17 protein-coding genes are annotated in these 21,080 nt (G+C 34.9%); 3 read left to right on the forward strand and 14 right to left on the reverse strand.

Features of this window, described 5'->3' with window-relative positions:
• Nucleotides 1–13: 13 nt before the first annotated feature.
• The 10 genes from pseI to BHF71_RS08400 all read right to left on the reverse strand — a co-directional run bounded on the left by pseI (nt 14) and on the right by BHF71_RS08400 (nt 10,184).
• Nucleotides 14–1,072, reverse strand: coding sequence for a pseudaminic acid synthase (gene pseI, locus BHF71_RS08355; protein WP_141705365.1), 1,059 nt, complete (start codon nt 1,070–1,072; stop codon nt 14–16).
• A gap of 47 nt (nt 1,073–1,119) precedes the next feature.
• The gene (gene pseH / locus BHF71_RS08360; RefSeq protein WP_069657211.1) at nt 1,120–1,677 is read right to left on the reverse strand and encodes a UDP-4-amino-4,6-dideoxy-N-acetyl-beta-L-altrosamine N-acetyltransferase; all 558 of its coding nucleotides are present in this window, start codon (nt 1,675–1,677) and stop codon (nt 1,120–1,122) included.
• Nucleotides 1,678–2,748: a UDP-2,4-diacetamido-2,4,6-trideoxy-beta-L-altropyranose hydrolase gene (pseG, locus tag BHF71_RS08365; protein ID WP_069657212.1), complete on the reverse strand. Its 1,071-nt coding sequence runs from the start codon at nt 2,746–2,748 to the stop codon at nt 1,678–1,680.
• A 25-nt stretch (nt 2,749–2,773) separates the two neighbouring features.
• Complete coding sequence (locus BHF71_RS08370) at nt 2,774–3,508, reverse strand: cytidylyltransferase domain-containing protein (RefSeq protein WP_069657213.1); 735 nt, start codon at nt 3,506–3,508, stop codon at nt 2,774–2,776.
• 33 nt (nt 3,509–3,541) lie between these two features.
• Nucleotides 3,542–4,729, reverse strand: coding sequence for a UDP-4-amino-4,6-dideoxy-N-acetyl-beta-L-altrosamine transaminase (gene pseC, locus BHF71_RS08375; protein ID WP_069657214.1), 1,188 nt, complete (start codon nt 4,727–4,729; stop codon nt 3,542–3,544).
• Between the two features lie 15 nt (nt 4,730–4,744).
• Nucleotides 4,745–5,692 (reverse strand): dTDP-glucose 4,6-dehydratase, encoded by a 948-nt coding sequence (locus tag BHF71_RS08380; RefSeq protein WP_069657215.1) that lies wholly within the window; start codon nt 5,690–5,692, stop codon nt 4,745–4,747.
• A gap of 28 nt (nt 5,693–5,720) precedes the next feature.
• Nucleotides 5,721–6,725 carry a polysaccharide biosynthesis protein gene (locus BHF71_RS08385; protein ID WP_069657216.1) on the reverse strand — a complete coding sequence of 335 codons (1,005 nt, stop codon included), beginning with the start codon at nt 6,723–6,725 and terminating at the stop codon, nt 5,721–5,723.
• A gap of 34 nt (nt 6,726–6,759) precedes the next feature.
• The gene (locus BHF71_RS08390; RefSeq protein WP_069657217.1) at nt 6,760–8,043 is read right to left on the reverse strand and encodes a hypothetical protein; all 1,284 of its coding nucleotides are present in this window, start codon (nt 8,041–8,043) and stop codon (nt 6,760–6,762) included.
• A gap of 61 nt (nt 8,044–8,104) precedes the next feature.
• Nucleotides 8,105–9,388, reverse strand: a complete 1,284-nt coding sequence (locus BHF71_RS08395; protein WP_069657218.1) for a hypothetical protein — start codon at nt 9,386–9,388, stop codon at nt 8,105–8,107.
• A 64-nt stretch (nt 9,389–9,452) separates the two neighbouring features.
• Nucleotides 9,453–10,184, reverse strand: a complete 732-nt coding sequence (locus BHF71_RS08400) for a DUF6385 domain-containing protein (RefSeq protein ID WP_069657219.1) — start codon at nt 10,182–10,184, stop codon at nt 9,453–9,455.
• 207 nt (nt 10,185–10,391) lie between these two features.
• Between BHF71_RS08400 and BHF71_RS08405 the strand changes: the two genes are divergently transcribed.
• Genes BHF71_RS08405 through BHF71_RS08415 form a run of 3 tightly spaced genes read left to right on the forward strand, consistent with a single transcriptional unit; the run spans nt 10,392 to nt 12,863 of the window.
• Nucleotides 10,392–10,622, forward strand: a complete 231-nt coding sequence (locus tag BHF71_RS08405) for a hypothetical protein (RefSeq protein WP_069657220.1) — start codon at nt 10,392–10,394, stop codon at nt 10,620–10,622.
• Nucleotides 10,616–10,948 (forward strand): hypothetical protein, encoded by a 333-nt coding sequence (locus BHF71_RS08410; RefSeq protein ID WP_069657221.1) that lies wholly within the window; start codon nt 10,616–10,618, stop codon nt 10,946–10,948. The genes BHF71_RS08405 and BHF71_RS08410 overlap by 7 nt, the downstream gene beginning before the upstream one ends.
• On the forward strand, nt 10,932–12,863 hold the full coding sequence (locus BHF71_RS08415) for a motility associated factor glycosyltransferase family protein (protein WP_069657222.1): 1,932 nt from the start codon (nt 10,932–10,934) through the stop codon (nt 12,861–12,863). Before BHF71_RS08410 ends, BHF71_RS08415 begins: the two co-directional genes overlap by 17 nt.
• Nucleotides 12,864–12,911: 48 nt before the next feature.
• Here BHF71_RS08415 and BHF71_RS08420 read toward each other — a convergent pair whose 3' ends face one another.
• The 4 genes from BHF71_RS08420 to BHF71_RS08435 all read right to left on the reverse strand — a co-directional run bounded on the left by BHF71_RS08420 (nt 12,912) and on the right by BHF71_RS08435 (nt 20,971).
• Nucleotides 12,912–14,423: an S-layer homology domain-containing protein gene (locus BHF71_RS08420; RefSeq protein WP_069657223.1), complete on the reverse strand. Its 1,512-nt coding sequence runs from the start codon at nt 14,421–14,423 to the stop codon at nt 12,912–12,914.
• Between the two features lie 6 nt (nt 14,424–14,429).
• Nucleotides 14,430–15,710: an S-layer homology domain-containing protein gene (locus BHF71_RS08425; RefSeq protein ID WP_069657224.1), complete on the reverse strand. Its 1,281-nt coding sequence runs from the start codon at nt 15,708–15,710 to the stop codon at nt 14,430–14,432.
• A gap of 80 nt (nt 15,711–15,790) precedes the next feature.
• Complete coding sequence (locus BHF71_RS08430; RefSeq protein WP_069657225.1) at nt 15,791–19,906, reverse strand: S8 family serine peptidase; 4,116 nt, start codon at nt 19,904–19,906, stop codon at nt 15,791–15,793.
• A gap of 282 nt (nt 19,907–20,188) precedes the next feature.
• Nucleotides 20,189–20,971, reverse strand: coding sequence for a DUF6385 domain-containing protein (locus tag BHF71_RS08435; protein ID WP_069657226.1), 783 nt, complete (start codon nt 20,969–20,971; stop codon nt 20,189–20,191).
• Nucleotides 20,972–21,080: the final 109 nt, after the last annotated feature.

Below are 21,080 nucleotides of genomic sequence, written 5' to 3' on the forward strand. Positions count from 1 at the left end.
TCAGTTATGATGACTAATAAATTAATTCCCAACTAAGAGGTGTACCTTTTTCCACATCTTTTTTAACTTTTTTACCTAGGATAACCTCATAAAACTTTGGTTCTAAACCATAACCAGGTCTTATAGAACGTACATTTTCCTTCGTTAAAACTTCTCCAGCTTTCATATTTTGTGTAATATATAGGGAGCGTCTGTATTTCATTGAATCCCTTTCTTTTTCTGTCACTCCATAACTAACTTTTCCAAGAGCCTGCCAAGCACGCTTACTTTCAATGACTAGAGCCTTCATTTCTTTAGGTTCAATTGAGAAAGCCGAATCAACTCCCCCATCTTCACGTGAAAGAGTAAAATGTTTTTCAATAATTGTAGCTCCCAAAGCTACACTGGCTATTGCTACCCCTATTCCTAATGTATGGTCTGAAAGACCGATTTGACAATCAAATAGTTTTTTCATATGGGGAATGGTGAGAATATTAGTGTTCCCTGGAGAGGCTGGGTAAGTGCTAGTTGTTTTTAATAAGATGATATTGTCGTTACCTAACTCTCTAACTGTTCGTACCGTTTCATCCAATTCTGCAATACTAGCCATACCGGTTGAGATGATTAAAGGTTTTCCTGTAATTGCAACTTTCTTAATCAAAGAAATATCGGCATTCTCAAAGGAGGCGATTTTATAGGCTGGAACATCTAATGATTCTAAAAAATCTACAGCAGTTTCATCAAAGGGAGTACTAAAACATATTAACCCCAAATCTTTACATCGATCAAATATTGGTTTATGCCATTCCCAAGGCGTATAAGCCTCTTTGTATAGCTGATAAAGGCTTTTCCCTTTCCATAAACTATTACTATCTACTATCAAGAAGTCTAAATCATCAACATCTAGCGTCATAGTATCTGCAGTATAGGTTTGGAGTTTAACGGCATCAACTCCCGCTCTTGCTGCCTCCTCTATAATTGCTAGAGCTCTATCCAATGATTGGTTATGATTGCCGGACATTTCAGCAACGATAAACGGTGGAGATTGAGGTCCGATTTTCTTTCCCGCTAAAGTAATATTATTGATACTCATATTCATATCTCCTCAAATTTGTTTTTAGAAGTTGTCTTAAAAGTTTTTTATGTTTCATACTTTTCAATTATTTTTTTAAGTCTAGTTTTATTTTGCTTCCAATCCTCTTTGAAAATAGCAAAAGATACAACATCCTCGTATTTATTATTTTTTAAGATATGTTTTAAGAATCTTCCTTCTTCTAGGAAGCCTAACTTCTTATGAAAATTAATACTAGCCTTATTAAAGGCTAAAGCTTCACCGGATATTTTACGGATACCCAATTCTTCAAATGCAAATCTTAATCCGAAATATCCCATAATTAAACCACTTCCTCGTGGTAAATCTTCTTTTCCTATGTAAAATCCCCACATACACTTGTTGTTTCTTCTATCTATATTATAAAAATGAACAACTCCTACTGGAGTTCCTTGAATTTCAAATATATTGAATGATGAGCTTTGATCTTGTTTTATTTTTTCAAACCATTTCCGATGTTCATTCATTGAAATTATAGAATCAGTATACATATTGGATCGAATTCGTTCAGAATTACGCCATTCTAAAACAACGTTCAGATCCGATTCCTCTATCGTTCTTAAATTATATTTTTTTTCCAATAACATCTATCGTTCCCCCAAGATGTATTGTATTAACAAACTGTCATTACTAATTGAACGACTATCAATCAAATCTATAGCCTTTTTCCCCATTTCTTTTAAAATATGCGGACTATTTATTGCTTTTTTTAACACATTTGTAATCATCTCAATAGTTACATTAAATGAATAACCTAAATTCCATATCGCCCCCTTTTCTGCCACCGCTACTGTCATTTCACTTTGATTCTCTGCTACAATTAATGTAATAGTTGGTAAACCAACATAACAACGTTCCCATGTTGATGATCCTCCTGCACCAATAGCTAAATCAGCATTGGCCATTAATTCTGCCATATTTTCAACCTGACAATAATAATTTACATTTGGAATGGTAGAACAAAGTTTTTTTATCCTCTTCTTATTTGGATTAGCTTCACCTACTACCACGTCTACTTTAATATTGGGTTTGTTTAAAGAACTTACTGCCTTTATTGCCTTTTCTGTTTCATTTGTTGGATCAGTTCCTCCAAAGAAAATCAAAATGCGTTCAACATTACCATCTCGCTCTTCTAGACTCTTCCGAACTGTTTTAAACTCTGAACGTAACAGGGCATATTTAGGACCTAGTAACTTTATACATTTATGCGGAACAAGCTTATCATAGCGTTTTTCCATGTTTTTATATAAATTCTGATCCAATAATAAATCACAATCATGTTGCCGATTTGCTAAATCGTCGATTACCATAATTTTTTTAACATAGCGTCTTATTTGAGATTCCCAGTGAATGTCTAAGGCATAGTGGTCAACAATTAACCAATCTATATCTCTCTTTTCTTCTTTTAAAACGTTTATTGTTTGTTTTGCATCAATTTCCCATGTTGTTCCTGATTTATCTTTTGATGATTGAAATGGCAAACGAAAAACTTTAAAACCTTTACTTTTTATTAAATCTATAAGATTCCCCTCCAACTCCCGACAGATGAAAGTTACTTCTGCACCTTCAATTTTAAGTTCTTCTGCCAAAGTTAAACATCGCATTACATGACCTGTCCCAATTTTTAGGGAAGCATCTACTCTAAAATATATATTCATCCCTTCCACTCATTTCACAAGAAGATTAGTCTAAATCTTTCTGCTTTACTCCCATATTGATTTGCGCCAATTCAGGAATCTTATCTAGTAATTTGATAACATCAAATAGAGTAAAGTTTTGGTCTAGGGGATAAAGATGCTCAATTATTCTTTTAATTAGTTGAAAATCTTCTGGTGTGTCTACGGTTAAACGATATTGACTTAAATCTTCTTTGCTAGCTACATTTCCTAAACCGAAAAGTTCAGGATGTTTATAAATAAATGGGGTTACGTGTTCTCTTTCAAATGGTTTTGTTGCTTGAAAATGAGCTTTTTCTAGGGATTCAAAGGAAAAAACCTCTGTATCCATCCCCCTCGGATAACTTCTTTTTAATATATTGGAAACATAATCGTAGACATTTTGATGGAGTAGATAATATTCGATAACTCTATCGATAATCTGTGGGTCGATTATAGGACAATCTGAAGTTAAACGAACTATTATGTCAGCTTGAAATTTCTTTGCCGCACCATAATATCTAGCCAGTACATCTGCTTCAAGCCCACGGAAATAGATAATACCTAGTCGTTTACTTAAAGCAATTATCGGAAGGTCCACTTCTTTAACTGTTGTTGCAATGACTATTTCATCTAGTAATTTTGATCTTTTTATTCTCTCAATTTGATATTCCAGTAATGGCTTATTTAAAACTGATTTCAAAACCTTTCCTGGCAGCCTAGTAGAATTCATCCGTGCCTGAATGATCGCAACGATTTTCACCTGGAAACACCCACTTTGAGCAATTTTATTAATTTACTTTAAATAGTAGCCGATCACTTTTTTTACTGCCCTAATAACATCATTAACATCTTCTTCAGACATTTTTGGAAATAACGGGAGAGTTATCATTTCTTCATATAATTTTTCTGCTTTTGGGCATAGGCCCCGTTTATAACCAAGACCTTGATAAAATGGGTGAAAATACACAGGGAGATAATGTACATTAACTCCAATATTTTCAGCCTTAAGTGCTGCAAATACTTCCTTTCTACTAACCCATAATCTATCCAATTTAAGGCGGATTACATATAAATGCCAGCTAGATGTTACATTTTTTGCTTGATATGGGATTTGAATCCCTTCTATATTTATAAAAGCTTCATTGTACATTTTCACGTATTTTTGACGCAATTTAAGAAATTTGTCTAGTTTAGCTAGTTGACTAATACCTAAAGCGGCCTGGATATCGGTGATCCGATAGTTATATCCTAGGTGTTGCATTTCGTAGTACCATGGTCCATCGTAATTGATAAGCTGAGAAGGGCTTTTAGTGATGCCATGACTTCGAAATTGAAGCAATTTCTGATAATACTTCTCGTTATTTGTAGTGATTATTCCTCCTTCACCAGTTGTAATATGTTTTACTGGATGAAAGCTAAACATAGTCATATCACTTATTGAACCGATGTGTTTACCTCTATAAATAGCACCCAAAGCATGAGCAGCATCTTCAATTACGATTAGATTATATTTTTTAGCTATTTCTTTAATCTTTTCTAAATCTACGGGTTGACCGGTGAAATCCACTGGAATAATTGCCTTTGTCTTATAAGTAATAAGTTCTTCTATCTTTGTGGGATCAATGTTGTATGTAATGTGATCTATATCTGCGAATACTACTGTTCCACCTTGAAATAGGACACAATTAGCACTGGATACAAAAGTAATGGGCGATGTTATTACCTCATCACCTTCTTTAATTCCAGCGGCAAAAATCGCCCCATGAAGCGCTGCAGTTCCATTAGCAAAGGCAACTGCATATTTTGAACCTACATAATCTGCTATTTTTGTTTCAAACCTTTGAATCATTGGACCTGTAGTGAGATAATCACTTTTCAATACTTCAATAACTTGTTTTATGTCCTTGTCATCAATCCATTGCTTGGCATAGGGCAAATAACTGCTTCTAATTGGTTTTCCGCCATCAATTGCCAATTTCATGATTAAATACCTCTCCTAAGCATTTTTAAGCATTTTTTTTATCCATATTTCAGTCCGCTTAATGCCTTCTTCAAGGGAAATTTGCGGCTCCCACCCTAATAACTCTTTAGCCTTACTATAATTACATAATAATTTTTGAATCTCACTTTGTGGGTGAATGTGCTTGACATGTTTTATCCGTGAATCATCTTTAACGATTAATCTTGCTAGATCATTAATTGAGATATCCCTTCCTAATCCAGCATTGATAATTTCCCCATTGGCTTTGTCGGAATATCCTGCTTGAATGACGAATCTAGCCGCATCCTCTACATAAAGCAGATCTCGCGTCTGCTTTCCATCACCATAAATATTTAGCATTTTACCTTCTAATTTATTTTTGATAAAAATTGCTACAACCCCACCTTCACCACCTGTTTTTTGAAATGGACCATAGGTGTTGAAGGGTCTGATAACCACTGTCGGCAAATCATAAGCATAGTAATATGAAAGCACCATATTTTCCGCAGCTATTTTTGAACCTGCATATGGTGAAGCTGGTTTTATGGGGTGGGTTTCTCTAATTCCTTCTTCATCTGTGGCACGATCATAAACCATACATGTACTCATAAAAACTAATTTTGTTCGATGAATTCTACATTGTTCCAAAAGATTAAAGGTTCCTAAGGTATCATTTTCGAAAGTAGTTTTGGGATCATCAATACTATCTTGGACGTTAATACTTGCCGCTAAATGGTAGACAATATCAAATTCATTGACAAATAAGTCCTGTAGAACTTGATTGTCTTTGATATCACCTACAATAAAACCTTTAAACCCACCATTGCCTAAGAATTCTAATAGATTTTCCTTTCGTCCATTGGATAAATCATCTAAAACCCAAACTTGTTGACCATCATCTAGCAGTTGTTTCACTACCCATCTTCCGATAAATCCTGCTCCTCCAGTCACTAATACTTTCATCCTATCCTCCCAATTTTAAGAATAAATATTAAATTATATCTTGTGATAAAATCAGCTCCCGTACTTCTTCAAGCGCTAAAGGTTGCTGATTATGTGAACTATAACTTCCTATTAGAGATTTATTCCTATTTTGATTACAATTTCTATTTAAAAGTCCGTTAAATACGATAAACATCTCCGGTAGTTCCAATGAATAGCGTGATTCCTCAATTGTCATCAGTTCTTCAAACATCTTTTCTCCAGGTCTAAGTCCGATTTCTTCGATAGAGAGCTGCTCCATATTAATTTTGTATTTTTTACTAACTTCTTCTAGAACAACAGTTACTAGATCTTTGAGACGAATAACTGGCATTTTAAAAATAAAGATTTCTTTCCCTTGTGATTCTTTTAAAGCCTTAATCGTCAAAGTAACCGCTTCGTCCACCGTCATCATAAATCTAGTCATATTAAGATCAGTAACTGTTATCTTTTTATCTTCTAATATTTGCTTTTTGAATAAAGGAATGACTGACCCCCTAGACCCGATCACGTTACCAAAACGGACAGCTGTAAAAATCGTTTCGTGGGGACCTTTATTATATTGGGCTGCCAAAATTAATCGTTCTGCAGTTAGCTTAGTTGCTCCATAAGTATTAGTAGGTGATATCGCTTTATCAGTACTGGTAAAAACCACCCTTTTTGCACCAACTACCAATGAAGCACGAATCACATTGTTGGTGCCAATAATATTTGTTTGTACAGCTTCAAAAGGATTATATTCACATGATGGTACGTGCTTCATAGCAGCCAAATGGAAAACGTAGTCAATATCTTGCATCGCCCTTATGATTCGATCATAGTCCCTGATATCACCAATTAAATAGCGGATATTGGAATAAGTCCCAATTTTATTTTGCATTTTAAACTGTTTGTACTCATCCCGACTAAAAACTCTAATTACTGTTGGATCATCTTGAAGAATTTTACTAACCAACTTTTGTCCAATAGAACCCGTACCACCAATAATCAGCACTTTTTTTCCTTTAAAGTACATTCAGTTTTCTCCTTTATAAATCTGGTAATCACGATTAGAACATTTCACGCCAACTTAAAGCTACCCCAACTTCGGCTGTTCTAGAAGTGGATGCCGAAACTGTTAAAGTATCACCTGGTGATAGAATCAAGTCCAAACTATCTAAGAATAGATCTTTAGAAATATTCTTGGCAACTTGTGTAGATATAACTAGGTCACCACCTGTAACAGTAGTTGCTGATGTATCATATTCAATAACGCTAGTATTGGTGTTAATATCCGTCCAACTTGGCGTACCACCTAATGTAGTATTCTTTATCAAGCGAACTTCTGCATTCTTTGTACCATCAACGCTAACTGACAAATAATCCAGTCTAATTCTCACACGATTTGTTTTCGCTTGATATGTTGATTTATTGCGTATGGATAAAATTGCTACTTCAGATGAAACTCCTGTTTTGTATGAAGAAATTGAGTTCCTAGTATCGATTGCCGCAGTTATTTTACCTTCAACAAATCCCATTGCACTCAGAGTTTGTAATGTAATATTAGTATTGTTAGTTGTATTTTTTACTTCCGCCATAATTGGAAACGTTGGATTAAAAACAGTTGGATCTGTACTAGTGTTTGCATATTGAATACTATGAGCAATAATAAAATCACCGGTTGATGGATCTTCTATGCCAAAAACAACATAACCATAACCAAGCCATTGATAATTAATAAAATACACATTACCTTTAGTCTGATCTAAGGTAACCCCACTTACACCGGTACCATCGAATTTATCCCCATTCCAACTAGATTGAGCAATCCAAAAGTCACTTCCATTCTGTCTACGTAAAATTCCGAAAGAACTTCCATTGTAACCAAAAAAGAATCCATCCGTATCATCACCTACTCCAATTATTTGTGTACTTCCCGCAACTCCAGTAGTAAATGAAGCGGTAAAACGCACAAGAGCCCCAATTCCTGGTAAATAGCGAAGTACATTTTTTGTTGCGATTTTAGCAGATGAGCTTGTTGCAGCGGTCGTTTGTAACACTGCTTTACTATTTGAGGTTGTAATTGTCCCACTCCCTGTCGTAGTAGATGTAACTAAATCAGAATTAATATTGTAGTTAAATGTCCAGCCGGTAACAGCAGTCATTTCAGCAACACGTAATTCCTTAAAAGCTGTAGAATTGAAATTCGCAATATTACCATTAATATCATATACAAGCGTATTTACCCTTCCACTACTATTAACTGCAATTTGGGTTGGACTACCACCACTTGAACCATGAATTAATGGTTTTAATTGCTCGGGATCCTCATTAAAAACTTTAATTCCTGACATAAAAATCACCTTCTCACAATCTTTCTTCATTTTCAATTACTAGACATAAACTTTTTAAAATCTAGAACATCTCACGCCAACTTAAAGTCACTGAAACTTCAGCCGTTCCAGATGTGGATGCTGAAACTGTCAGAATATCTCCCGGAGATAAAAAAATGTTCAAATCACCCAAGAATAAATCTTTGGAAATATTTTTAGCTACTTGTGAAGATATAATTAAATTACCTCCCGTAACGATAGTTGCTGATGTATCATATTCAATAACACTGGTGTTGGTGTTAATATCCGTCCAACTCGGCGTACCACCTAACGTAGTATTCTTTATCAAGCGAACTTCTGCATTTTTTGTACCATCTACACTAATAGATAAAAAATCTAATTTTATTCTTACACGATTCGTTTTGGACTGATATGTGAACTTATTTCGGATAGTTAAAATTGCTTTCTCAGTAGAAATATTTGTTTTGGATGCGGAAATCGAATTTCTAGTATCAAGTGCATCAGTTACTATTCCCTCATTAAAAGCCATCCCACTAGCCGTTTCTAACGATATATTAGTATTATTAGTAGTGTTTTCTACTTCGGCCATCAATGGTAAAGTATTATTAAGTAAAAATGGCTTAGTGGAAGAATTAGCGAAACGTAATTTGTGGGCAATAATCAAATCACCTGTTGAAGGGTCTTCGATTCCAAAAGATACATAGCCAAATCCTGGAGCTTGGAAAGTAATATAATATTCGTTACCCTTGGCAGGGTCTAAGGTTACACCACTTACCCCCGTACCATCAAACTTATCCCCATTCCAACTAGATTGAGGAGTCCAATAATCCGTACCATTTTGTCTACGCATTACTCCAAATGATGTGCCATTATAACCAAAAAATAGCCCATCAGTCTCATCTCCAATGCCAATAATCTGTGTGCTTCCGGTAACACCAGTCGTGAATAAAGCTGAAAATCTAACGAGTGAGCCAACACCTGGTACCGCACGTATTACTCTAATGGATTCAATCTTTGCTGATGAGTTGGTTGTAGCTGACGTTTGTAACACTGCTTTACTATTGGATACTGAAACATTTCCACTTCCTGTAGTTTTTGAAATTATCATATAGGGGTTAACATTATAATTAAATAACCAACCAGCCTCAGCAAATATTTGTACAACACGTAAATCCTTATATGAAGAGGAAATAAAATTGATCATATTACCATTAACATCATAAATAAGTGTCTTTACTCTTCCACTACTATTAACAGCAATTGGAGTTGGACTACCGTTATTTAAACCATGGACTAATGGTTTTATTTGTTTAGGATCTTCATTAAAAACTTTAGTTCCAGACATAAAACCACCTTCTCTCACCAAATTAATAAGTTTTCAGATTTAAAAAATTTAAATCTGTTAATGCTCATGGCATTACTGGGTTCCCTTGTGATTGATAATAGACATCGATTACAGCGGGTTTATCAGCAATCGTTGAACGATAGGCGATTCGATAAAAACGAATAAATCTCGTTGGGGTCAAAATTTTAAATGAATTAGGTTTGATAGTATCCTCTGGAAGATCCGTTTCATAGATCGAATTATCGGGGCTGTTTTGAAGTTGAACCGTTACAGTATTAACTAAACTACGATTTACCACGATAAACGAAGTTCTAGTACTTTGTGAAACATCAAAAGGTTGGGTAAAATTATAGTTATTCAAACTTGGTAAATTTTTAATTACGATTTCCCTGTAAGATATGGGATTGATCGTGATGTCAGCAACTACTTTCAATCGTCCTTCTGGGTCTGTAATAATCGGTAATACCTTTGAATCATCAACACCAAAAATTTGGACTTTTTCAATAATTTCTTTATCATCACCTAAATCAACATACTTTAATTTATCGCTATCAAATGTGTTTCTTGTAGATTCACCCTCGGAAAAAATCTCAATAAGTCCATCTGATTTTGATAGGTCAGCTATACTTTCATAACTATTACTCAACTTTCCTATTTGCATTTCCTGTACCTCTAATTCATTTACTAAATTCAAAGGTTTACTACTTTTGCTTTTTCTTTTTTTCTTAACAGTAGTTTTTTTCTTTTTGGCAATAATTTTCTTCTTTTTTGTTGAGGAACTTCCTTGACGTTTCATTTTAAACCTCCATAAAAACACTTTTATAATAAAAATTTATATATGGTAAAATATTCATTTTATTAATCGGTTGCGCATATTTTGCTGAAAATAAGGCTCAAAATTAATTAAATAGCATATCATATAAGAACTAAAATTTATGTAATCTATGAATTTTAAACCTTCTTTTCCTCGTTATTAGATCCTATTATCAAAGGGGTGGTTACTTTGGAAGATCTAGCTACTTATGAAGAATTAATTGCTAGGATTATTGAGGAAGCAAAAAAACTACAGCATTTATTTTGGTCAAAGGAAGAATTACAGCAACTACAAAGGGATATTGATTCGTTAGAAGAGCGGTTGCTACACTTAAGTTGGGCAACTCTATCAAATTTGGAATGGTACAAAGATGAAGGATGGAAAAAACTGTTTGACAGAGAGAATGACTTAAGATGTTGAAAAATACTAACATTGGTCAGTTGCTAGAAGAATTTACACAAAAAATGACGATAACTATTAATAATTGGCGAAATGGTAACGATCAACAGGGACTTCAGAACTTTACCCAAGGGATGCAAATACTTGAAAATATCCTCAAATTTTATCCTAATGAACAGAAAAATGATCCTATAATATTAAGTGAATTACGCTTTCTATTGGAAAAATTATTAGTATATCTTCAGAATAAAGACCTGATAGGTATCACTGATACTATTGAATTTGAACTTCTACCACTCCTTACGAAGTGGAAAAAGGAAGTGGAGATAGATGGAGAAAAAAGATGAATTGATGGCCAATTTTAATAAAAATATCGAATACCTACCTTCTCAACTTTTAAATAGAATTCTGAAGATAAGAAGTGAAGAAATATGGGAAAATGTAATAATAGAATATACAAAGGAAGGTCATCCAATTTGTAAATATAATACTGGCCAACACATTTTTCACATTAATAGTTCACAGCCAACAATAGAAGCCAAAAACTGGTACCATAATTTAGCAATCGAAGATGCTGGAGCACTATTCGTTTACGGATGCGGGTTTGGTTATCCACTATTTGAAATACTAAAACAAAAACAGCCTAATACAATAGTTATCGTATTTGAACAAAATATTTATTTATTTGTTGCAATGCTCTACTATTTTGATTTAGAACCAATTTTTAAGACTCAAAAATTTAGATTTTTTGTTGGAAAAATTGAAGAGTTTGCCAGCGAATTCCAAGCCCTCTTTTTTACAGACGTCTTTTTATACTCAACTGCACCATATGTCGTTTTCACACCAACTGCACAAAGAAATTTCAAAAATGAATATTTGGCTATCCATTCTTACATCTTTAAAGAACTTAGTTTAAATATATTTTATCTTGGAAATGATCACTACGATACCTTGTTAGGTTTTCATAACTTAATAGCCAATGTATATGAAGTAATAGAAAACCCTTATCTAAGTATTTTAAAAAACAAATATAAAGATGTTCCCGCTTTTATCATTGCTAACGGACCATCACTAGACAAAAACATCCATGAATTAAAAAAGATTAAAGGTCGTGGTTTGATTATTAGTACTGAATCAGCTATTATACCACTAACAAAAAATAATATAAAACCAGATATACTCTGCGTCGTTGAGAGAATCAGAAATGCTTATGAGTTTCATTTTAAAGATCGAAAATATTCTGATGATATCTCATTGTTGGCATTGGCATTAATCGATAGAAACATCTTCCCCTCCTTTTCAGGACCTAAAATCCCCATTTTTCGTTGTACCGAATCGATTAATCGTTGGATGAATAATATAATTGGCGATAAAGAAAGTGAACTTGATGCAGGAGCAAATGTATCCCATCTTGCCTTTGAAATCGCTGTTTATCTTGGGGCCAACCCCATCATTTTCGTTGGGCAAGACTTTGCTTACGGTCTAGATGGGAGAACTCATAGTAAATACTCCGTTTACTATGAAGATATCGGAAAAAAGTCCGTTTCTAAAATCAAATCCAAACCCGTTGTTTATACGGAAGGAAATGATGGAACACAAATTCCTTCTACACAATTGTGGCTAGATTTTAAACGAGGTCTAGAACGCAAAATCGCTAACTACCCTCACCTTGAAATTCTGAATGCAACTGAAGGTGGAGCCAAAATCTATGGTACTACTAAGATAAAACTAAGTACGGCAATCCATAAATATTGTAAAACTAAAATCTCCCTTCGCGTCGATCAACTTATTAATAATAATAAAAATAAAATTAATCAATCTGAGCGAACAAAAAAATTTCAAAATCTAATTGATGAACTTTCATTATATGCAGCAAAGTTTCGCAATCTTTGCCAAGTAGCTATTAAAGGAAATATCCGTTCTAAACAGATGATTGAGCTTTTTGAACAAAAAAAAATAGTAGAAATTATTGACATCTTAGAAAAGGCCTATGAAGATAATTTTAAAGATTTAAAACAATTTATGACTGATAATCTGTACTATGTTTTTTTACAACAAGTCCTCTTGATCGGTTTTCATAAAATGAATCGCCTTGGAGTCATCAAATCCCCAGAGAGAGTTAAAAAAGTATTTCTCATTCATGAAGAGTTATTTCATAATTTAAACATAGTTTGTCAAAGCGTTACCATAAATTTCGAGATGTCCATTGAAAAACTGGAACAAAATTGCTATCACACCCTAAACAAACAAAGCAGTCCCTAGAAAGGGAGCTGCTTTGTTTGCTTTGATAGAAATATACAAATGTTTTAATTATATATTTAATTCCTTCAATAACATATAAAGCACTTTTGCTGCCTCAGCACGAGTTGCGAGTTTCCCCGGTCCAAAAGTTCCATCGGGAAAACCATTTATTATCTGTTTTGATGTGGTCAATGCTATAGCATTTCTGGCCCATTGTGGAATTTTTTCCTGATCAATAAATAAAGTTTCCCCATAGTCAGTTTGATCTTTTATTGCCCTTGCAACCATCACCGCCATCTCAGCTCTTGTAATATTTTTATACGGTTTAAAAATTAGTGTTCCATCTTCTTCATAACCTTTGATTAAGTTATTTGCAATAGCAATTGCTACATAACTTCTTCCCCACTCTGGAATTTTATTCTCATCTGCAAAATTGATTGTTACTCCTTCGCTACTTAACCATAATGCCTTAACTAGCATTTTAGCAAATTCTACCCTTGTCACATAATTATCAGGACGAAAAGTTTGATCCTTATAACCATTTATAATGTCAAGTGTACTCAGTCTTTCAATATACGGTTTAGCCCAATGATCAAAGACATCTGTGTATAACTTTGGAGAATATCTAAAAACTGCAAACTTTCCGAGGCGCTGTATTTGAACACTAATAATATTTTGCTTCGATGTTCCCCCTAGGAAAATCCATCTCCCCAGTTCATCATTATAATAATATATCGCTCCTTGCTCTCCTTCAGATAATTTTTCATCATAATAATTTATCTTTAGTGTTATCGGTTTTTTAAATGACGCAGGAGTATCGAACGATATTTCAACGATTTTGCTGATTAAATTCGGTAATTCACTATCATCGGATAAAAACTTAAGTGATACTACACTATCGACCGTTAGGCTACCTGAAGGAATAGTAAGATCAGCACCACAGTCACTAGAGATTACCTCATCGTTATCGTTAGAAATATTCTTAGATACTTTTACACACTGATTATTGCTGGTATTATTTGCATTGGCATTTGTGCCTTTTAATGTCGTATTCGATAAAGAAGTTTCAATTTTATTTACCTGATCATCCACTAATAACGTTAATACTGGATCCCATATTAAATCAGTAGAATTAACTCCACCGTTGCGCCAACGAAAATAATATTTGGCAACAACTCCATCTGTTAAAAGCTCTTCTTTAGGTTCACCTTTATAAGACACCGCAAATTTTAATTTAGCTTTTCCATCAATTTCTTCATTTTCATTTTGAACAATTACCAAATCACCTAATTGATTAGAGAATAAAGCACCTAAATAACCACGGTTAGAGGGCCGTCCCGTTAAGTCCACAAGTTCAAGTACATTAGGATCATAACTAATTTGGAATTGAATTCCATATAACTTTTGCTTTCCTTTGTAACGAATATTTACTGGAAAAACTGATCTTTTTTTAACTTTTGGTGCTACATCAAAGAACAAATCCGCTTTATCTTCAAGATTATTATTTTCAGCAAATACAGTAACGGGAATCATTCCAAACAAAATCAAGTAAACCAGGAGGGTGATTAAAAATTTTTTCATTATTCATTACCTCACATTAGGCTTAAAATCTAATAATCTTACTAACATCACAGCAACTTCTGCCCTTGTTGCCTCCTCATCTGGTGCAAATCGGTCTTTACTTCGCCCTTTAATCAATCCATTATGATAAGCGATATCTATCTCCCTTCGTGCCCAATGTCCTGAAGTATCTGAGAATGGAGATGGATAATCACTAACCTGTAAGTTGAGAGCCCTAACTAAGATAGTAGCTATCTCTGCCCTTGTTATCAAATCCTTTGGAGCGAAAATCAATCTATTGCCTACCCTTTTTCCATTCATTAACTTATTAGCAACAACAGCTTTTATAGCCTCATCTGACCAACTACCTCGTTTAACATCATCATAAGTTATTTCGGTTGTGGTAACTGTTTCGAGTTGTAATACCCGCATTATTACTGTAGCGAATTCTTCTCGAGTCATCTTATCAAATGGTCTGAAGTTATTATTTTCATCACCATTAAATACGCCAAGCATAGTTAAACGAGCGATAGCTGCAACAGCCCAATCAATTTTTGCTATTTCTTCAAAATCATTATAATCTTCAATTTTCTTCTTAGTAGGATAAACAATTTCAATTGGTTCAGGAATTACCACTCCTCCATCTGATGGTGGCTCGGATGGACCAGGATTAGGACTAGGTGTCGGTTTAGGACTAGGAGGTGGCGTAGGATTCGGTTCTGGAGTTGGATTTGGGTCAGGGTCAGGATTTGGCGAAGGTGGCTCTGGTGATGATGTTTCTGCTGGTTGCACTGATAATGATAAATTATTGACAGCATGTACAACATTAACCCCAGGATTATCGCTTTGAACAAATAAGGATTTATTTACCGTTATTTCAATCGTACCACTTGTTAAAACTTTAAATGGCGCTGAAAATAAAATTCCATTGCCCGTAAATGGCTCTGTACCTTTATAAATACTTGCTGCAAAATGTAATTTACCTTCATTAAGGTTGTCCTTCACAACAACATATTGATTTTTTTCCCAATTTGAAAAAATATCACCCAGTTCAACTTTAGAGGATTGCGGTTCAAGAACATTTGGATCAAAGAGGATTTCAACTTCAAACGATGAAATATTCTGATAATCATTAACAAAACCTAGCAATTCAGCTGTTAAGGTAAAAATTTCTCCCTCACGTAGCGCGTCTTTGTCATCTATTATATTAAGGGTAGGTAAAGTTTCTGCACTAGCACTAAGTGGTAATAAAGAGATAATCAGTACACTTATCAGGATGATTAAAAATGATTTTTGCACCAACGTCATCCTTTTCACCTCTTTCATATTTTCTGATCAATTACTATATTTTGATGATAGGGTAGCCAGTGACTACCCCATCTATTTGATTAGTTCTGCAGTGAAGATAAATCTAGATCTTCAGGCATCTCAAGTAATGGTGTAGTATTAACTTCAGGAACTAACTGATTTATCATCGCAAAGTTACTTGTTACGAATGAAAGATCTAAAATATCAATCTGTCCATCCTGATTTAGATCCCCATTACCAGCTTGTTCATTTGGCCATAGCCCATCAGTTTTCTCCATTCCGAAAAATCTAGCTACAGCAACAACGTCCCAAATATCGATGACATCATCACCATTAACATCTCCAGCTAACTGAAGTCCGAAGTCCACTACAATACTTGCTGGTTGCAATACACCTTCAACTTCTACTTGGGCTTGAACATCTTCAAGAACAGAACGGAAGTGTCCTGGAACTTTTAATTCTAAGTTGAATTGTTCAAATGGTGAAACTCGTTCAAATACAAATGTTCCGTCAGGGTCAATCATTCCATTTACTAACTCACCTTTATCATTTACGGAAGTTAAAGTTGCCCCAATTGCAGTGAAATCAACTTCAGAGTTTAATTCATCGTCCACCATAAATGCTTCAGGTAACATTACTCCACTCATTGTTAAAGTTGATAATAATGTAACTTCAGCATTAGAAGTTGTTTGTGGCAGGTATTCTACTAAATCTTTGTTTACAAACTTAGCATTTTGTGCAACAAAGGTAAACTGCTCATCTAGGTTTGTATAATCATTAGCGACATTAAATGTGACTTTTAATAATTGATTCTTGCCACTTAGACCTTCAACTTCATTTTTATAGGCTACACCTACAGTAACTAATTTTAAGCCATCATCAGTATAGCCAAGATCTTCATTTACCAGCTCAACAACCCCATCTTCACCAGCTCCAGCCATAAATGCTTCTGATGGAGTTACGCTTTCTAAAGTGAAAACAGAGTCATCATAAGCTATTTCAACTTGAGCTCCAACTAAATTATCTACACCATCAGCAACTAAACTCACTTCATAAGTACCACCTATGTCCGCTTCGGTAGTTCCTTCAAGTTCAGCTGTTTTAGGATAATTTAGAACAAAACTTGTCTCGCCAGTATTACCAGCAATGTCGGCAGTATAGAATGTTAAATTAGTATCGCCCTCCGGTAAATCCGATAATGTTAATAAGAAACTACCATCTTCATTAAGACCAACTTCACCTACTTCAATCATCGTTCCATCTTCAGCATAAACATCATAAGTGACAGCTACTTTATCTAACTCTTCAAACAGCACATACATATCTTCCACATTTCCCTCAAAAGTAAATGAGCTATCATCAACGTTGAAATTATCATTTCCCGATTGAATAGATGGTGCTACTGTGTCAACATAGAGATCATTCCACACAACATAACTTCCTTCTTCATCAAACCCATACCAATCAAGGGTATAGAAGCCATCTCGAAGGGTTTCGTATTCATCTGTGCGGAAATCGTAGTACGTTCCATCCCAATCAGGTATGACCCAAAAACCTGGTGGAATGGTATCTTCGCCTTCCCAGTAAGCTATTTCACCAATGTAACCATAGTTATAACCTTCGTAATATGCAATTGGGTCCCAAACTAGTAGCATCTGACTGTCCATCTCTGAATAAATTTCTACATAAATACCTGTGGTATCTAGGATACCATCACCATTTGGCGAGAAATCTTCGGGATATTGGAATACCTCTCCAAATCCCTTTGGCATATCAATATCGCCAACATAGACAACAAATGGTACATGAACAGAATTTCCATTTTCATCTGTGAAATAAATATATCCCTGATATTCATCTTGTTGAGCTAAAGTATGGTCGACGAACATTTCTGCTGTTACTTCAACTTGACCATTTGCAGGAACAGTTATGTTCTCTTGATCAACAGTTAAAGTAACACCTGTTGTATCCTGATTTAAAAATTGGATATCAACAGTATAGGAATGCTCATTACCATCAACATTTTTCAAGAGGATAGTCTTGGTATCATTAAAATCAGCATCTAATGGCGCATGACCAAAGCTAATACTTCCCGTAATGTCATCCATTTCTGTCAATTCACCATCAACCGTAAATTCTGTCTTATCTAAAACTTCTACTAATACTGGTGTGGTTACAGCCTCTAATCCTTGTACCCTTCCAGATCCTTGTTGAAATACCGTATACTCACCAAAATCTCCGATCAAAGTTGATGTATTCATTAAAGCCGCTTTAACATCAAATGGCGAATAATCAGGATGAGCCTGTTTAACTAGTGCTGCTAATCCTGCTACGTGTGGGCTTGCCATACTGGTTCCTTGATAACGTTCATAAGCATTTGTATAATCTCCGCCGTAAGCAGCAACAGTTGAACGAATTGATACACCCGGTGCAAGTACATCCGGCTTAATATCTAATGTTTTCTTAACTGGACCACGAGAACTGAATGAAGCTAATTCATCCCCTAAATAGCGTTCATTAGAAAACCCGGTTAATGTAAAAGTAACAAGATCATTATCCATCGCTTTATATATAGTTGATGATTTAACCTTTTCCTTTGACTTAATTGGTTGAGCTTTTTCAATCACGCCTGGTTTTTCTTGAATGGGTTTGTTTTTTTCTATTTTTAGATTCTCGTTATTAACTTTGATTAATGTTGGTGTAGAATTATTATTATTGATCATTTCTAATAGAGCTCTACCCTCATCTCCGCGCATATCAAATGTCGGTATGAAGTTGACTGAATCACCCAAATAATAACCAATGTGATCATCCAAGCCATCACGGTTAAACATCAAAATTGCCACAGCACCCGCTGCTTTTGCATTAGCAATCTTGTCAACAAAAGGGATTTCTCCACGTTTCACAAAAGCTATCTTACCTGTTAAATCAAGCCCCTCAAAATCTTCTGGATATGCTAACCCAACATATACCATTTCTAGCGGTTGATTTAATAAAGTTTGATAGTCTTGTGTCGGATCATAAGCCATTATACGTAAATCATAGGTTAAATTTTCATCTAACGATGAAACACCTGTTGCTAATGGACGGTCACCAGGCGGTGTTGATGCACCTACAGTTATTGCATAGGCCGATGCAGCTGGCGAACCAATAGTCCAACGATTAGGACCACTATTACCAGCGGAAGTAACAGCGATTGTTCCTGCTAGCATCGCATTATTTAAAGCTACGGACGTTGGATAATCTGGATCATTTAGATCATTTCCCAATGAAAGATTAATAACGTCCATGCCATCAACAACAGCTTGCTCAATTCCACTGATAACATCATCACTAGTTCCAGACCCTCCGGGGCCTAGTACACGATATACATATAAATCTACTTCAGGTGCAATACCATAGATTCCATTATCTTGTACATGTTGACCTGCAATAATACCAGATACATGTGTACCATGACTTGTAGCTTCACCAGCTGGATTGCCTGGTAAAGTTTCGTATGGGTCAGGATCATCATCAACAAAATCATAACCACCGACATAAGCATCAACTAAATCTGGGTGATAGTAGTCAATGCCAGTATCAATAACCCCAACTTTAATCCCTTCACCTTTATATCCAAGATCCCATATAGCAGTTGAACCAACAAATGGCCCACTTTCACTCATCATCGGCTTCGTCTCAATCGGTAAGGCATAATACTCAACTACCGGATAAATTCCTTTAACGTTTTTAGCTTTTGCTAACATTGGGATTGATTTTCCGGGAAGTTCGACAACCACTCCATTAAATACGTATTGGTACTCCTGCACTACTTTTGCAGGTAACTGTAATTTTTTTAGTGATGAAGTAAATTCTGCTTGTGCGTTGGATATTTTATTTAGTACTTGTCTTTCATCAACTTTAGTAAATGAAAATCCATTTTGTTCTTGAATATTTCGTTCAACACTGATTGGATTTTGATCTAACTCAACTATTACTCTTATAAATTTATCAGTCTTAGTATCAATACTGGGTGATATGAATACTCTTTCTAATGGTTTTAGATTCACTAGGTTCTTATTAATGAAGTCGCTCACGTCAACGCGTGGCTTATCCACTTTTGGTGCTGCTTGTGCGTTGATGGGAATTAATGAAACTACCAACAACAAAGTTAATAACAAGCTGAAAAACCTTTTACCCATTCCTTGTTTCATTTTTTTCCTCCTTTAATTTTTTCTCGATAGCCCTTCCCCCTTTCAACCAGTCTGGAAACTCAAAACTACTTTCTAATAGTCGGTTTTTCACTCTTTGAACCTTACTATTTAGAATGTAGCCGTAAGATTCCGCCAAATGGTAAGAGGAAAAACCATCTATTGTATGGATATGAAGCAAAGTACAAGATATGACTATTTTTAAAACTTATAAAAATTTAAAATAAACACAAAAAAAAACCGCAATTGAGCGGCCCTTTTATTAAATCTATTAATTTTTTATGATTATACCTGTCCTTGGTAATAAACAGTTAATGAAGCTGACTGGGTACCAGCCTGAATAGCTGCTAGACGCACAAATTTACTAAATCTTGTAGGTGTTAAAATAGTTAACGCACTAGCAGTTAACGTTCTAGTAACTGTATCATCATCAATCCAGTTACTTGCAGCTGTTAATCCATTCGGACTTAATTGAATTTTAACATTGACTGATGCCGTACCACCTTTAACAAGAAAACTAAATTTACTTAAGGAAATAACTGTCTTTGTAGCACCAAAAGCATAAGTTGAACTACTTGCAACAGTAAGTACTGCTGATTCGTCAACAACCGCCCTATTTGCTAAAGTAATATTCATGTTAGAAGCAGAAGATTGATGGATGGTAACCTGTAGATTGGAAGCAGCAGTTTGGAATACTGTCGCATTAAGTGCTGATGCTGAACTCTGATTTGCTGTCATCTGTAACGCTGATGCTGCACTTTGGTTTGCTGTCATCTGTAATGCTGATGCTGAACTCTGATTTGCTGTCATCTGTAATGCCGAAGCTGCGCTTTGGTTTGCTGTCATCTGTAATGCTGATGCTGAACTCTGATTTGCTGTCATTTGCAATGCCGAAGCTGCGCTTTGGTTTGCTGTCATCTGTAATGCTGATGCTGAGCTTTGATTTGCGGTAGTTTGTAAATTTGATGCAACAGTTTGAATTGGCTCCATCTTTAAACTAGAAGCAGTTGGTTGGAAGACACGCGCCAGAAATTGACTATCCGTATCTGTAAAAACCTTCATACTCATGATTATCCCCCCCTTACAAATCCTCTTATTAAATTACGTTGTTAATAAATTGATTGCCTGTGTATATGTATATTCATCCGAAAATTAAACACTTAACTCATTAATGTCC

The organism is Vulcanibacillus modesticaldus, from assembly GCF_001730235.1.
Taxonomy (GTDB): Bacteria; Bacillota; Bacilli; order Tepidibacillales; family Tepidibacillaceae; genus Vulcanibacillus; species Vulcanibacillus modesticaldus.